The sequence below is a fragment of the Providencia sp. UF-224 genome (assembly GCF_058245955.1).
Window position 1 is genome coordinate 151,209 of record NZ_JBSICC010000002.1, and the last position, 14,683, is coordinate 165,891.

Annotated in this window: 15 protein-coding genes; 10 read left to right on the forward strand and 5 right to left on the reverse strand. The window is 44.7% G+C overall.

The window, feature by feature from the left end:
• The first annotated feature begins 76 nt into the window (after positions 1-76).
• The 9 genes from yajC to pgpA all read left to right on the forward strand — a co-directional run bounded on the left by yajC (position 77) and on the right by pgpA (position 7,847).
• Positions 77-409, forward strand: coding sequence for a preprotein translocase subunit YajC (yajC, locus tag AC4IFO_RS02940; protein WP_004905542.1), 333 nt, complete (start codon positions 77-79; stop codon positions 407-409).
• Between the two features lie 26 nt (positions 410-435).
• A complete protein-coding gene (gene secD / locus AC4IFO_RS02945; protein WP_219245725.1) occupies positions 436-2,283 on the forward strand; it encodes a protein translocase subunit SecD in 1,848 nt (615 codons plus the stop codon).
• Positions 2,284-2,293: 10 nt separating this feature from the next.
• Entirely contained in the window at positions 2,294-3,262 is a 969-nt protein-coding gene (gene secF / locus AC4IFO_RS02950; RefSeq protein WP_219245726.1) for a protein translocase subunit SecF, read from the forward strand.
• Between the two features lie 196 nt (positions 3,263-3,458).
• Positions 3,459-3,908 carry a transcriptional regulator NrdR gene (gene nrdR, locus AC4IFO_RS02955; protein WP_206084569.1) on the forward strand — a complete coding sequence of 150 codons (450 nt, stop codon included), beginning with the start codon at positions 3,459-3,461 and terminating at the stop codon, positions 3,906-3,908.
• Positions 3,909-3,916: 8 nt separating this feature from the next.
• The gene (gene ribD, locus AC4IFO_RS02960) at positions 3,917-5,029 is read left to right on the forward strand and encodes a bifunctional diaminohydroxyphosphoribosylaminopyrimidine deaminase/5-amino-6-(5-phosphoribosylamino)uracil reductase RibD (protein ID WP_490732046.1); all 1,113 of its coding nucleotides are present in this window, start codon (positions 3,917-3,919) and stop codon (positions 5,027-5,029) included.
• Positions 5,030-5,120: 91 nt separating this feature from the next.
• Positions 5,121-5,594, forward strand: coding sequence for a 6,7-dimethyl-8-ribityllumazine synthase (gene ribH / locus AC4IFO_RS02965; RefSeq protein WP_206084570.1), 474 nt, complete (start codon positions 5,121-5,123; stop codon positions 5,592-5,594).
• 92 nt (positions 5,595-5,686) lie between these two features.
• The gene (gene nusB, locus AC4IFO_RS02970; RefSeq protein ID WP_219245727.1) at positions 5,687-6,103 is read left to right on the forward strand and encodes a transcription antitermination factor NusB; all 417 of its coding nucleotides are present in this window, start codon (positions 5,687-5,689) and stop codon (positions 6,101-6,103) included.
• Between the two features lie 252 nt (positions 6,104-6,355).
• Positions 6,356-7,348, forward strand: coding sequence for a thiamine-phosphate kinase (gene thiL / locus AC4IFO_RS02975; protein WP_490731725.1), 993 nt, complete (start codon positions 6,356-6,358; stop codon positions 7,346-7,348).
• Complete coding sequence (gene pgpA / locus AC4IFO_RS02980) at positions 7,338-7,847, forward strand: phosphatidylglycerophosphatase A (protein WP_219245729.1); 510 nt, start codon at positions 7,338-7,340, stop codon at positions 7,845-7,847. The genes thiL and pgpA overlap by 11 nt, the downstream gene beginning before the upstream one ends.
• 64 nt (positions 7,848-7,911) lie before the next feature.
• Here the strand turns inward: pgpA and AC4IFO_RS02985 are convergent, their stop codons facing one another.
• From AC4IFO_RS02985 to fixA, 5 genes are all read right to left on the reverse strand, one after another.
• A complete protein-coding gene (locus AC4IFO_RS02985) occupies positions 7,912-9,237 on the reverse strand; it encodes an MFS transporter (protein WP_490731728.1) in 1,326 nt (441 codons plus the stop codon).
• A gap of 73 nt (positions 9,238-9,310) precedes the next feature.
• On the reverse strand, positions 9,311-9,598 hold the full coding sequence (gene fixX / locus AC4IFO_RS02990) for a ferredoxin-like protein FixX (RefSeq protein ID WP_219245730.1): 288 nt from the start codon (positions 9,596-9,598) through the stop codon (positions 9,311-9,313).
• The gene (gene fixC, locus AC4IFO_RS02995; protein ID WP_273839288.1) at positions 9,595-10,881 is read right to left on the reverse strand and encodes an FAD-dependent oxidoreductase FixC; all 1,287 of its coding nucleotides are present in this window, start codon (positions 10,879-10,881) and stop codon (positions 9,595-9,597) included. The genes fixX and fixC overlap by 4 nt, the downstream gene beginning before the upstream one ends.
• A 52-nt stretch (positions 10,882-10,933) precedes the next feature.
• Positions 10,934-11,875 carry an FAD-binding protein gene (locus tag AC4IFO_RS03000; RefSeq protein WP_490731730.1) on the reverse strand — a complete coding sequence of 314 codons (942 nt, stop codon included), beginning with the start codon at positions 11,873-11,875 and terminating at the stop codon, positions 10,934-10,936.
• An 11-nt stretch (positions 11,876-11,886) separates the two neighbouring features.
• Complete coding sequence (gene fixA, locus AC4IFO_RS03005) at positions 11,887-12,657, reverse strand: putative electron transfer flavoprotein FixA (protein WP_490731732.1); 771 nt, start codon at positions 12,655-12,657, stop codon at positions 11,887-11,889.
• Between the two features lie 503 nt (positions 12,658-13,160).
• Between fixA and caiT the strand changes: the two genes are divergently transcribed.
• The gene (gene caiT, locus AC4IFO_RS03010; RefSeq protein ID WP_273803196.1) at positions 13,161-14,678 is read left to right on the forward strand and encodes an L-carnitine/gamma-butyrobetaine antiporter; all 1,518 of its coding nucleotides are present in this window, start codon (positions 13,161-13,163) and stop codon (positions 14,676-14,678) included.
• Positions 14,679-14,683 lie beyond the last annotated feature (5 nt).

The following is a 14,683-nucleotide window of genomic DNA, read 5'->3' on the forward strand; positions in this document are numbered from 1 at the left end:
TAGCTTGGTAAACGCACTGAATTAGTTAGAGTCTGTACTTAAAAATTGCTTTCAATAAAACAATGAGGAAAGTTTAATGAGTTTTTTTATTTCTGAAGCAGCGGCATCAGCAGGCGCACCAGCGCAGGGTAGCCCATACACTATGGTTATCATGCTTGTTGTTTTCGCGCTGATCTTCTATTTCATGATTTTGCGTCCACAGCAAAAGCGTGCGAAAGAACACCGTAAATTGATGGAATCTATCACGAAAGGTGATGAAGTTTTAACAACTGGCGGTTTAATCGGACGTGTTACTAAAGTGTCTGAAACAGGTTATGTTGTTCTTGAACTGAGTGAGAACACCGAAGTAACCATCAAACGTGATTTCGTTGCTGCTGTTTTACCTAAAGGCACAATGAAAGCAATTTAATTCTGATTTTCCCGAAGGGAACTGCCGTGCTAAACCGTTATCCTTTGTGGAAGTATCTGATGTTGATCGTTGCGATCCTCATCGGTCTGCTTTATGCGCTTCCAAACCTATATGGTGAGGATCCGGCTGTTCAGATCACTGGCGTGCGGGGAACCGCCGCCAATGAACAAACGCTGGTCCAAGTCCAAAAATCGTTACAAGATGACAAAATTGAGAGTAAGTCTATCTCTCTGGAAAATGGGGCAATTTTAGCCCGTTTCAACAACTCTGATGTTCAGTTACGTGCTCGTGAAGTCATCATGAATGCACTGGGTGACCAGTATGTTGTTGCATTAAACCTTGCACCTGCGACGCCTAAATGGCTCGAAGCTGTCGGCGGTGAGCCGATGAAGCTGGGTCTTGACCTGCGTGGTGGGGTTCACTTCCTGATGGAAGTTGATATGGACACTGCATTAGGTAAATTGCAGGAACAAAACATGGATGGTTTGCGTAATGACCTGCGTCAAGAAGGCATTGCGTACTCTTCTATTCGTAAAGGCAATGATTACAGCGTCGAAGTTCGCTTCCGTAATGCTGACGATCGTAGCCAAGCAGAAAAAGCACTAGCACGTAAATACCCAGACCTCGTGTTTAGTGATGGCAGCGACAACACCATGATCGCTGTGATGACCGACGAGCGCTTACGTGAAGCTCGCAATTATGCTGTTTCTCAGAACATTACCATCATTCGTAACCGTGTAAACCAATTAGGTGTTGCCGAACCTTTAGTTCAACGCCAAGGTGCAGACCGCATTGTGGTTGAGTTACCGGGTATTCAAGATACAGCACGCGCTAAAGAAATCTTAGGCGCAACCGCGACATTAGAATTCCGCCTTGTGAATACTAGCGTGGATTCATCCGCCGCAGAAAGTGGCCGTGTTCCGGGTGACTCTGAAGTTAAATACGACCGTGAAGGGGCGCCGTATGTCCTGTATAAACGCGTTATTTTAACCGGTGACCACATCACTGACTCCACCTCTGAAGCCGATGAAAACGGCGCACCGCAAGTGAGCATCAGCCTTGATAGTTCTGGTGGTTCTATCATGTCTGACTTTACACGTGATAACCAAGACAAGTTGATGGCAACGCTGTTTGTTGAATATAAAGACAGCGGCAAAAAAGATGCGACAGGCCGTTCAATTTTGGTGAAAGACGAAAAAGTTATCAACGCTGCACGTATTTCTGCACGTTTTGGTAGCAAGTTCCGTATCACTGGTATCAATAATGGTAATGAGGCACGCCAGCTTTCATTATTATTACGTGCGGGTGCGTTGATTGCGCCAATTCAAATCGTTGAAGAACGTACTATCGGTCCAACGCTGGGTATGCAAAATATCGAGCAAGGTCTGAAGGCGTGTATCGCGGGTCTGTTAGCGTCTATCCTGTTTATGATTATCTACTATCGTAAATTTGGTTTGATTGCGAGTAGCGCGCTGTTAGCGAACTTGGTGTTAATCGTGGGTGTGATGTCGTTGTTGCCGGGTGCAACACTCACCATGCCAGGTATTGCAGGTATCGTACTAACCCTTGCGGTTGCGGTCGATGCTAACGTACTTATCAACGAACGTATCAAAGAAGAGCTGAAAAACGGGCGATCCGTTCAGCAAGCGATTCATGAGGGTTATAAAGGCGCCTTCTCAAGTATTACCGATGCAAACTTAACGACATTGATCACCGCTATCATTCTATATGCAGTGGGTACAGGGTCGATTAAAGGCTTTGCGATTACGACAGCGATTGGTGTCGCAACCTCTATGTTTACAGCGATTGTAGGTACACGTGCGATTGTGAACCTGCTGTACGGCGGTAAACGTATTAACAAGCTGTCAATTTAAGGAGCACGTTGTGGCACAGGATTATACTGTTGAACAATTGAACTATGGCCGTAAAGTCTATGACTTTATGCGCTGGGACAACGTTGCCTTCACGATTTCAGCTCTGTTATTGGTTGCATCGGTTGTCATTATCGGACTAAAAGGTTTTAACTGGGGTCTGGATTTCACAGGGGGGACGGTTATTGAGATTAGCCTAAGCCAACCTGCTGATTTGGACAAAATTCGTGATAGCTTGTCTAACTCGAACCATAAAGACCCATTGATTCAAAACTTTGGTAGCAGCCGTGACATCATGATCCGTATTCCGCCAATTGAAGGCACTGCGGGTCAAGAAGTTGGCAAAGAGATTATTACGGTTATCAACCAAAACGTGGATGATAAAGCCACCGTTAAACGAATCGAATTCGTGGGGCCGAGTGTTGGTGCAGAATTGGCGCAAACGGGGGCATTAGCCCTGTTAACTGCGCTTATCTGTATCTTAATTTACGTTGGTTTTCGTTTCGAATGGCGTTTGGCGGCGGGTGCCGTGTTATCGCTTGCCCATGACGTGGTGATTACCTTGGGTATTCTGTCTCTGTTCCATATTGAGATAGATATGACCATCGTAGCATCATTGATGTCGGTTATTGGTTACTCGCTGAACGACAGTATCGTTGTTTCCGACCGTATCCGTGAAAACTTCCGTAAAATTCGTCGTGGTACACCGTACGAAATCATGAACGTCTCTTTGACGCAAACATTGAGCCGTACCATCATGACATCAGCCACCACATTATTAGTGGTTCTGATGCTGTACCTGTTCGGTGGCGCGATGCTGGAAGGCTTCTCACTGGTTATGTTAATCGGTGTAACTATCGGTACTATCTCATCTATTTACGTGGCTTCTGCATTAGCACTGAAGATGGGAATGAAACGCGAGCACTTGATGCAAGCGAAAGTCGAGAAAGAAGGCGCAGACCAAGAGTCATTACTGCCTTAGTGTTGTAGCCCAGCGGCAAGTGTTATTAATCTCTAGAGGCATTCAACAATATGTCACTAAGGTGAATAAACTAAGCGAACACCTCTACAGCGCGGAATATGCAGCGTTACAAGCACCCTAGAAGGCATCTTCTAGGGTGTTTTTTATTGCATAGTAGGGTAAACTATCCCTCCGTAAATAGGACTCAGGAAACGCTATGCATTGCCCATTTTGCTCAGCTGTAGATACGAAAGTCATCGACTCGCGTCTGGTTGGTGAAGGTGCTCAAGTCCGTAGACGCCGCCAATGTTTACTTTGCCATGAACGTTTTACCACATTTGAAGTGGCGGAACTGGTCATGCCTAGGGTCATTAAAAGTGATGAAGTGCGTGAGCCGTTTGATGAAGAAAAACTCAATCGCGGTATGCAAAAAGCGTTGGAAAAACGCCCTGTTAGCTCTGATGATATTGAGCAAGCTATCATTTCCATTAAGTCCCAACTCCGTGCAACGGGGGAACGTGAAGTTCCGTCAAAACTGATCGGTAGCTTGGTGATGGATGAGCTGAAAAAGCTCGATAAAGTTGCCTATATTCGTTTTGCCTCGGTTTACCGTAGTTTTGAAGATGTGCGTGAATTTGGCGAAGAAATCGCGAAATTACAGGATTAGCACCAATGATTGAACAAGATAACATTTACATGGCTCGTGCCTTTGAATTGGCACATCTCGGCCGATTTACCACATCACCAAACCCGAATGTCGGGTGTGTGATTGTGCGTGATGGCGAAATTGTAGGTGAAGGCTACCACCAAAAAGCCGGTGAACCCCATGCAGAAGTGCATGCACTGCGAATGGCAGGCGAGAAAGCAAAAGGGGCAACGGCGTATGTCACCCTTGAGCCTTGCAGCCACCATGGGCGCACGCCGCCTTGCGCAGAAGCGTTAATTAACGCTGGCGTGAGCCGTGTTGTTGCGGCGATGCAAGACCCTAATCCGCAAGTTGCTGGTCGTGGTCTGTACATGTTGTCTCAAGCGGGAATTGAAACTCGCAGCAATGTTTTATTAGAGGAAGCCGAAGCGGCAAACCGCGGTTTTTTAAAACGCATGCGTACGGGCTTCCCGTATATTCAGTTAAAACTTGCCGCCTCATTGGATGGCAAGACGGCATTAGCGTCAGGTGAGAGCAAGTGGATCACCAGTGCTGCGGCGCGTAAAGATGTCCAAGAATTCCGTGCGCAGGCCAGCGCTATTCTAAGCACCAGTAGCACCGTGATTGCGGATGACCCTTCACTGACGGTGCGTTGGAACGAGCTCCCCGCGGATATCCAACATGTTTATCCAGAAAGCCAAGTACGCCAGCCAATTCGTATTGTGCTGGATAATCATAACCGTGTGACGGCTGACCATAAAGTCACTCAGCTTGATGGTGAGTGTTGGTTAGTTCGTGCAAACCCAGATGCAAGCGCATCATGGCTAGGGAAGGTTGAGCAAATTGCTGTTCCTGCTGATGATAACGGCACTGACTTGGTTATTTTGATGATGCAACTGGCGAAACGTAACGTCAACAGTATCTGGGTAGAAGCAGGGGCTAAATTAGCAGGCTCGTTACTCAAACTGGGTATTGTTGATGAACTGATTGTGTATATCGCCCCTAAATTACTGGGCAATAGTGCACGCGGTTTGGTTGATTTCCCTGCATTAAGTGCTTTAGTTGATGCACCACGATTTGAATTTACAGATGTGACGAAAGTCGGTGATGACCTGCGTGTCAGGCTGCGTCCTGTCTGGTAAGTGCGTTTTTTTGAAATTCGCGCATACGATAAACGAAAGAATGTGATAAAATCCGCGCCCCGCGGGTTATAATTAATATTAGAGGAAGACTATGAACGTAATTAAAGGTGTTGTTGCTGCGCCAAAAGCGCGTGTTGCTATCGCTATTGCTCGTTTTAACAACTTTATTAATGATAGTCTGCTGGAAGGTGCTGTTGATGCGTTAGAGCGCATTGGTCAGGTTTCAAACGACAACATTACTATCGTTTGGGTACCGGGTGCCTATGAACTGCCATTAACCGCGAAAGCGCTGGTTGAAACCAAAAAATATGATGCTGTTATCGCATTAGGTACGGTTATCCGTGGTGGTACTGCTCACTTTGAATATGTTGCAGGTGAGTGCAGCTCTGGTCTGTCCCACGTTGCAATGAATAGCGAAGTGCCTGTAACTTTCGGTGTATTAACCACTGAAAATATCGAACAAGCTATCGAACGTGCGGGTACTAAAGCGGGTAACAAAGGTGCTGAAGCTGCATTAACGGCACTTGAAATGATTAATGTAATTAAAGCCATCAAAGGCAAATAATACACAAATAATTGGATGTCGCATGATGAGAGTATCAATCTCCATGCGGCAAAATTGTTTTGTGTATAGTTTTTAAATTTAAGGGGAATCTTGTGAAACCTGCTGCTCGTCGCCGCGCTCGTGAGTGTGCTGTACAGGCCATTTATTCATGGCAATTATCTGGCAATCCAATTGCTGAAGTCGAATATGAGTTTATTGCTGAACAGGACATGTCAGACGTTGACGTAAACTATTTTCGTGAACTGTTATCAGGCGTTGCGACTAATGCAACCAAGCTTGATCAACTGATGACGCCTTATTTATCTCGTCAACTCGAAGAGCTGGGTCAGGTAGAAAAAGCGATTTTACGTGTCTCCATGTTTGAATTAAGTTTCCGTGAAGATGTGCCTTATAAAGTCGCAATTAATGAAGGCATTGAATTAGCGAAAGTTTTTGGTGCAGAAGATAGCCATAAATTCGTTAACGGTGTATTAGATAAAGCGGCACCTGCGGTTCGCCGTAAAAAATAATAATATCAGGGTTCCCTCCTGTAACACTACAGTAGTCGAGAGGTAGGCTGGGTTCCAGTCTACCTTTGTACTTATAGGCTCGTCATACTTTAAGTTACAGGTGTATTGGCTAAAATAGCTTCAGATGTAGGTTTTAGTCGACTCTAGGTAGGGCAGTCATTTGCCGCCTATTTGTAGCTTGAATTATTCAGAGTATAAATTATTTATTTCGTTTAAAACGAAAATAGAGATAGCGAAAACGGAAAATCTACCATGTCATATGGCGAATTTGACCTCATCGCACGTTATTTTAACCGTCAAACCACTAACCGACGTGATGTGAATATCGGTATTGGCGATGACTGTGCGTTGATGACCATCCCAGAAAAACAGCAACTTGCTGTGAGTACTGATACTCTTGTTTCCGGTATTCATTTCCTACCTACGATTTCTCCCGCTGATCTTGCGTATAAATCATTAGCCTCTAATTTAAGTGACCTTGCTGCAATGGGCGCTGATCCTGCTTGGGTTTCTTTAGCCATTACATTGCCTTGTGTTGATTGTGAGTGGTTGCAGTCCTTTAGTGATAGCTTGTTTGAACAGCTAAATTATTATGGAATGCAATTAATTGGCGGTGATACCACGCGTGGGCCAATGAGCTTAACGTATACAGTGCATGGCCTAGTGCCAGTTGGCAAAGCGATGTCCCGTTCCGGTGCGCGTAATGGCGATTGGATTTATGTGACGGGTACCTTGGGGGATAGCGCAGCGGGGCTCGCTATTTTGCAAGATAGGCTGCATGTCGCGAATACCGAAGACAAAACGTGGTTAGTTGCACGACATTTGCGTCCTCAACCGCGCATTTTACAAGGGCAAGCTCTGCGTAATTTAGCCTCTTCAGCGATTGATATCTCTGATGGTTTGGTTTCCGATTTAAATCATATTTTGAAAGCCAGTGGCTGCGGTGCGCGAATCAACTTAGATTCGTTGCCACAATCGGAAGCGCTAAAGCAAAGCTGTAGCGTAGAGCAAGGCCGCCTGTGGTCGCTCAGTGGCGGCGAAGATTATGAGCTGTGCTTTACGGTGCCTGAAATGAATCGTGGTGCGTTAGAAATGGCATTAGCACATACAGGGTCTGGTTTTACCTGCATTGGGCAGATCAAACCGCAGTCCGAAGGGATCAGCTACTTTTGCAATAACCAAGAAGTTGATGTAAACCTTAAAGGTTTCGATCACTTTGTTTCGGAAGGTGTCTATGGCGACTAGCCAAGAAAAAGCAGAAGCTAAAAAGCGGTTAAACATGCGTGATCCGTGGCACTTACTTGCTACAGGGTTTGGCAGTGGGTTATCGCCAATTGTTCCCGGCACAATGGGGTCACTCGCTGCGATCCCATTTTGGTTATTGATGATCAACCTACCAGTATGGTTATGTTGGGCTATTATTGTGGTTGGTTTTATTATTGGTTGTTATATTTGCCAGCGTACGTCGGACGACATGAAAATTCATGATCACGGCAGTATTGTGTGGGATGAGTTTATCGGTATGTGGATCACACTGATGGCAATTCCTGTGGTAAATGTGGCTTGGGTTCTCACCGCATTTGTTGTTTTTCGTATTTACGACATGTGGAAGCCTTGGCCGATCCGTATTTTTGACCGTAAAGTCAGCGGTGGTTTTGGCATTATGATCGACGATATTATCGCGGCTATTTTTGCTTATTTCACCGTTTGGTTATGCGTTTGGTATAAGCTCCTGCCCTTTTAATCAACAAAATGAGAAAGGCCATCAATCGATGGCCTTTTTTGTATTCATGAGTATTTTAAGAACGCTATTTTTTTCGACGGCTAATTCCCATTACTGATGTTTGTGCTAACGTTAAGCCTTTGGTTTCTGGTGCAAACAGTATCGAAACAACTAAGCCTAATAATGACACGCCCGCCCCCATCAACACCACATTGCTAATACCATATTCACTGATAAACACGGGCAGAGCCCACGTAGAAAAGATGGTTCCGATACGGCTAATCGACATGATCACACCCACGGCGGAAGCTCGGATATCGGTTGGGAACAGTTCATTTGGGTAAAGCCATTGCAAGATCCCAGGCCCGCCAGAGAAAAAGGCGTAGATCCCAAACATAATGATCACCAGACAGATCCCAAGGTTGGAGAATAACCCGAGGATCGCCAATGCAAGGGTCATAATGGCAAAGCTACCAATAAGTAAGGGGCGTCTGCCCATTTTATTAAGCCAATACATCGCAGGGACGCAGCCTAACATAAAGAATAGGCTGATCACGACATTGCCAAGCGCAGCGTTTTTACCTTGATCCCAACCGAGTTGCCCAACGATTTGTGGGCCAAAGGTGTAGATAGCGAACATTGGGATCACTTGGCAAGTCCAAATAATCGCGGTAAATAAGACAAAAGAAAAATGACGTTTAGTGAATAATTGCAGGAAATGGGTTTTTTTCTGTTCTTCAGCTTCAAAAATCACTGGCTGGCCAAAGAGCTTTTCCATCATTTTTTCGCATTCTTTAATTCGCCCTTTGCGTATTAACCATAGTGGAGACTCTGGCAAATCAAAGCGACCAATCAAAATAATGATACAGGGGATCACTGCACTGCCTAACATCCAGCGCCAGCCGCCTTCAACATCATACAGCGCGTAGCCTACAAGGTTGGCGCAAGTCGCACCCACGTACCACATCGCAGCAATAAAGCCGACAGCAAATGCCCGCTGCTTGGTGTTTGAAAATTCGGTGATCATTGAGGTGGCGATGGGGTAGTCTGCACCAATTACGATACCAATTAAAAAGCGCATGAGAAGTAGCTGCAATGGCGTAGAGACAAACATGGTTGCGACAGAAATAACGCCGATAGCCACAATATCAATGAGGAACATTTTACGCCGACCGACTTGATCGCATATATAGCCAAAGAGCGATGTACCGATAAATAACCCAGCAAGGGTTGCTGCGCCCAGTAAGCCTATCCACTCGCTGCTTAAATTGAGCACGGGGGTGAGTTGTTCAAGTGCGACACCGATGAGGACCAATACATAACCATCAAGAAAAGGCCCGCCGCTGCCCCATAGCATGATCCGCCGATGCACGGAGGAGAATTGAATATCATCAAAACTTTTCGGTTTCATTGTGTATCCCAGTGTCAGCGTAAAATACGCTATAAAACTCTCGAAGCTTTTGAAACTCCGAGAGTAATGCTAATCAGCCGTAACGAAATTCAATGCCGAAAGTGCCGCGTGGGTATTCCCACTTTTCGAGTGCACCCTCTAAACCTAAAATACGGCAGGTACCGCACTCAAGGCATCCGGCATAGTCAAAACGGACTGAGCCATCTTCTTGTTTTTTATATAAACCTGCGGGGCAGGCCTTTGTTAAAGTATCGAGCACTTGCATATCTGGGTGCTCTTTGATGACAATATGTGGGTTTTCTTCATCGACATTAAATTTATTAATGCCAAGTTTGACGTCCACGTTAACTGGCTGGCTCATATTGCTCTCACTCCTTTAATTCCATCCTTGATTAAATTCATGAAGCCCACTTTTTTCGCATGTTGCAGCATGGTTTTACGCAGTGGAACAGGTGCTTCATCAGAGATGGTAAACAGCTTTTTCGCAATCCCCACCGCCATTTCAGGGTAAGCCGTAAACATGCGTGGGTTATCTAAGAATTCAGGCATTTTTTGGTACATTTTCATGTCCCTAAGTGGCCCTTCATTTAACAATGTGAGGTATTCACTTAACCCCTGTTTGCTAAAGTCTTCTTTTTTCATTGCGTTAAGTACGGTTTTAGCTGCGGCTTCTCCAGAAGCAACTGCTAAATCCATGCCGCGAATGGTAAAGCCAAGATTCATACACATACCTGCGGCATCACCCGCAATTAACACGCCATCACGGACAAGCTCTGACTGCATTTTTAAGCCTGCTTCTGGCACAACGTGAGCTGCGTATTCAATCATTTTGCCACCTTCAATTAACGGGGCGACTGCGGGGTGCTGCTTGAAATCTTCTAACATTTGTGGAACGGACTTTTTGGCATCTTTGATATGATGCAGGCCACAAACCAGGCCTAAAGAAACCGTGTCCTCATTGGTATATAAAAATCCACCGCCCATTAGCCCATCAGTTGGTGAGCCCGCAAACAACCATGCAACACCTTCATTATCTTTAATATTGAAGCGGTTACATAAAACATCCTTAGGGAGTTCGATTAACTCTTTAACCCCAACGGCGACATGTTCAGCACTCACACGCTTGGTCATGCCAATTTGCTCAGCGAGCAGTGAGTTTACCCCATCAGCCAAAATGACAACTTTGGCTTCAAGTACATCGCCATCTGCTTCGACTCCAACGATTTTGCCATCTCGTTCGACCAGTTTATCAACTCGGATACCTGTAATGCATTGCGCTCCCGCATTTTCTGCTTGTTCTACCAGCCATGGGTCGAGTTTACCGCGTAAAACAGACCAAGACGTTTCATCAGGACTTTGCTCTGCGCTATTTTGGAAGTCGACAGTGACAGCACCTGTGTCGGTCATAAATGACAGTCTTTCACGGGTGATCATGCGCTCGATAGGCGCTTCTTGGGTGAATCCAGGAATAATGCGTTCTAAACTGTGGGCATACATTCGCCCACCTGTAACATTTTTCCCGCCGGCGTAGTTTCCTCTTTCAATTAGGAGAACTTGCGCACCTTCACGGGCAAGCACCAGTGCAGCGACAGAACCCGCTAGGCCTGCACCAACAATGATTGCATCAAAAATATCATCGGACATAGTTTCTCCAAATCTTACAAAGCAGTGGAGCCAATGCCCCACTGCGATAGGCTTATTTCGCCAATTGCTGCGTTAAAGCAGGTAGAATTTTGAATAAATCACCGACAATCCCATAGTCTGCAAATTGGAAGATTGGCGCGTTTTTATCTTTGTTGATGGCGACGATAGTTTGTGCGCCATTTGCCCCGACCATGTGCTGGATTTGCCCTGAAATACCGACAGCAAGGTACAGTTCAGGTTTGATCATCAGGTTGGAAATTCCAACGTAGCGCTCGTGTTCCATCCATTTTTCATTTTCAGCGACAGGACGAGAACAGGCGATTTCAGCGCCAATGGCATCTGCAAGGCTTTTCGCAATCGCAATATTCTCTTGGCTGCCAATCCCACGACCGACACTCACTACAAGGCGAGCTTTGTCTAATTCCACGGAGTTACCTGCTTTTTTCTGAACCGAGGTACGTACAACAGATTGTTTTGGTTCGACCCATTGTGCAGCTTGAGCCGCGCCGCTACGTGATGCATCACTTGCAGCGGCTTCAAAGGTGCCGGTGGTAACGGTTGCAATGGAAAATATGCTATTTAAGGTTTCTTGACCAAAAGCTAAACCGCCATAAACCATATGTTTAATAACCGCTTTGTCAGCTTCGACCGTAATCGATGCTGCATCATTCGAAACAGCAGCTTGTAGCCTTGCCCCTAAACGAGCAGCCAGTAATTTTCCACGACGTGTGTTCGGTAGTAGCAACAGACCTTTATCGCCATGTTGTTTGATGGTCGCAACGATGGTGTCAGCGTAGTCTTCCAAAATACGGTCATCTGGTTTGCCCGTTAATTGAAAAACTTGTGTTGCACCTAATTGAAATGCATGGGAACTTTGTGCTTCATCTAATGCTAATACATTTACTTGTTCACCGAGAGTGAGTGCTCCGCCAATCAGTTCGGGTAGGCGAGATGTCATATCACTAAAGACCCAAACGGTTGATAATTTGCTCATAACGCCTCCGATTAAATAATTTTTCTTAAATGTTCAGCAAACTGTGCAATTTGGTCGTCGCCATCGCCTTCAATAATGATGCGCTGACGTACTTTTTGCTTCGGTGCTGCAATCGATTGAGCCGATAAAGCGGCGATGTCAGTGAGGGCAATATCTGCAATGCTCCAAGCTTGAACGGGTTTTTTCGCAGCGCCTAAAATTGCTTTCATAGACGGAATAACAGGGACGTTAATATCGGAGGTCACAGCAATAATGGCTGGCAGCGGGAGCGACAATGTTTCAATTTCATCTTCAAGTTCACGCTCAACCACAATGTTATCTGCCCCAAGAGACACAATCTTCTTCACGCCATTAATGGCAGGAACTTGCAGGCTTTCACCCAGTAGAATGCTGACTTGTTGCGCGTTGAGGTCAGCAGAGCCGTCACCACAAATGATTAAGTCAAAACCTATTTTCTGTGCTGCTGCACCAAGGGCGATCGCACTTTGATTAGGAAGGGCATGTTCGAATTGGTCATCAATAACCACGACTAATTCATCTGGGCCGCGAGATAGTACGTCTTTACGGCCTTTCATGTTGGTCAGCGCTTTGCCACCAATACTTAACGCTGTAATTTTGCTATCGGGTTGTTGTGCTTTAATTTGATTAGCCGCTTCGATGGCATTTAAATCATATTGACTAATTTTGGTATCCGCACGGGAAAAGTCTAAAGAGCCATCTGAGCTATTAATAATAATATCTTGTTCATCAGGAACAGATTTATAGCATGTAATAATATTCATTACATCTCCTAAAATATATTTAATAAATATGATCCGTTTTGGTTTCGGATTATATAATTATCATGAACTGGATATTTAAAAATAAAACCTAGGTCACCAATATTGAAAACTTGAAATTAAACGTGACTTAAATATTCATACTGCTACCTTACTCACCAATATTGTAAAAATCATCAACTTAGCGACGAAATGTTCAATATTGCTACCCTAATCACCAATACTGAAGGTATTTAATAACATCGTCGTTACACTATATTTTATCCTTTTGTATTTATTAAGAATTTTAATTATTAAAACGCATAAAAATAGTAACAAATATTTATCACGAATAATATTGTGACCTTAATAACAGAATTGTTAATGACGAGCCGACATGATTTGAATAGTGATTGGATTAATAATTAATTAAATTTATGGGAATTAAATAATAAATAAGTGGTGAGGTATTGAGAATAATATCTATTTTAAAACTTATGTATTAAATAATAAATTGGGATCGAACTATGAGCAAAGAAAATAAAAAGGGTGGGATAGAACCTAAAGTGTTTTTTCCTCCATTGATCATTGTTGGACTATTGTGCTGGTTAACCGTCCGTGACCTTGATGCTTCAAATGAAGTGATCAACCAAGTGTTTAGCTACGTGACAAACGTGTGGGGCTGGGCATTTGAATGGTATATGGTCGTGATGTTTGGTGGCTGGTTTTGGTTGATTTTAGGGCCATATGCTAAAAAACGTCTAGGGGAAGAGAAGCCTGAATTTAGCCGTGCGAGCTGGATTTTCATGATGTTCGCGTCGTGTACATCGGCAGCGGTGCTTTTCTGGGGGTCTATTGAAATTTATTATTATATTTCAACACCACCTTTTGAATTTGCACCATATTCAACTCAGGCGAAAAGTATTGGCTTAGCCTATAGCTTATTCCACTGGGGGCCGTTACCGTGGGCAACTTACAGCTTCTTATCGGTTGCGTTTGGTTACTTCTTCTTTGTGCGCAAAATGGATGTTATCCGCCCAAGTAGTACGTTAGTACCGCTGGTAGGTGAAAAACGTGTTAATGGTTGGTTCGGGACAATCGTTGATAACTTCTATTTAGTCGCGTTAATTCTAGCAATGGGTACCAGTTTAGGGCTAGCAACACCGCTAGTCACTGAGTGTATTCAGTATTTATTTGGGATCCCTCATACCTTACAGCTCGATGCGATCATTATTTTCTGTTGGATCATTTTGAACGCAATTTGTGTGGCATTTGGTTTGCAAAAAGGGGTGAAAATTGCCAGTGATGTGCGTAGCTACTTGAGCTTCTTAATGCTTGGGTGGGTGTTCATTGTCGGCGGTGCAAGTTTTATCGTTAACTACTTTACCGATTCTATCGGGGTATTAATGATGTATATGCCGCGCATGCTGTTCTATACAGATGCGGTCGGTAAAAGCGGTTTCCCACAAGGCTGGACAGTATTCTATTGGGCTTGGTGGGTTATCTACGCTATCCAAATGTGTATTTTCCTCGCACGTATCTCTAAAGGTCGTACTGTTCGTGAACTGTGTATTGGTATGGTTGCGGGTCTGACCGCAGGTACCACGCTGATTTGGACGATTTTAGGCAGTAACACACTGCAACTTGTCGACCAAAATATTATTAACATTCCAAAACTGATTGATGAGTTTGGCGTTCCACGCGCCATCATTGAGACATGGGCTGCCTTACCTTTGAGCACTGTAACAATTTGGGGCTTCTTCATCCTCTGCTTTATCGCCACTGTGACACTAATTAATGCCTGTTCCTACACCCTCGCTATGTCGACTTGTCGCGCAGTGAAAGATGGTGATGAGCCGCCATTGTTAGTGCGCATCGGTTGGTCTGTCTTAGTGGGTGTCATCGGCATTGTTTTACTGGCACTCGGCGGATTGAAACCAATTCAAACAGCGATAATTGCCGGAGGATGCCCACTTTTTTTCGTCAACATTATGGTAACGCTCTCGTTTATTAAAGATGCCAAAGTGCATTGGAAAGATGACTAATTTAC

Excerpts from the sequence above, each read along its gene's own strand:
- yajC (WP_004905542.1), top strand. The coding sequence starts at position 77 with ATGAGTTTTTTTATTTCTGAAGCAGCGGCATCAGCAGGCGCACCAGCG.
- nrdR (WP_206084569.1), top strand. The coding sequence starts at position 3,459 with ATGCATTGCCCATTTTGCTCAGCTGTAGATACGAAAGTCATCGACTCG.
- ribH (WP_206084570.1), top strand. The coding sequence starts at position 5,121 with ATGAACGTAATTAAAGGTGTTGTTGCTGCGCCAAAAGCGCGTGTTGCT.
- thiL (WP_490731725.1), top strand. The coding sequence starts at position 6,356 with ATGTCATATGGCGAATTTGACCTCATCGCACGTTATTTTAACCGTCAA.
- pgpA (WP_219245729.1), top strand. The coding sequence starts at position 7,338 with ATGGCGACTAGCCAAGAAAAAGCAGAAGCTAAAAAGCGGTTAAACATG.
- AC4IFO_RS02985 (WP_490731728.1), bottom strand. The coding sequence starts at position 9,237 with ATGAAACCGAAAAGTTTTGATGATATTCAATTCTCCTCCGTGCATCGG.
- fixX (WP_219245730.1), bottom strand. The coding sequence starts at position 9,598 with ATGAGCCAGCCAGTTAACGTGGACGTCAAACTTGGCATTAATAAATTT.
- fixC (WP_273839288.1), bottom strand. The coding sequence starts at position 10,881 with ATGTCCGATGATATTTTTGATGCAATCATTGTTGGTGCAGGCCTAGCG.
- AC4IFO_RS03000 (WP_490731730.1), bottom strand. The coding sequence starts at position 11,875 with ATGAGCAAATTATCAACCGTTTGGGTCTTTAGTGATATGACATCTCGC.
- fixA (WP_490731732.1), bottom strand. The coding sequence starts at position 12,657 with ATGAATATTATTACATGCTATAAATCTGTTCCTGATGAACAAGATATT.
- caiT (WP_273803196.1), top strand. The coding sequence starts at position 13,161 with ATGAGCAAAGAAAATAAAAAGGGTGGGATAGAACCTAAAGTGTTTTTT.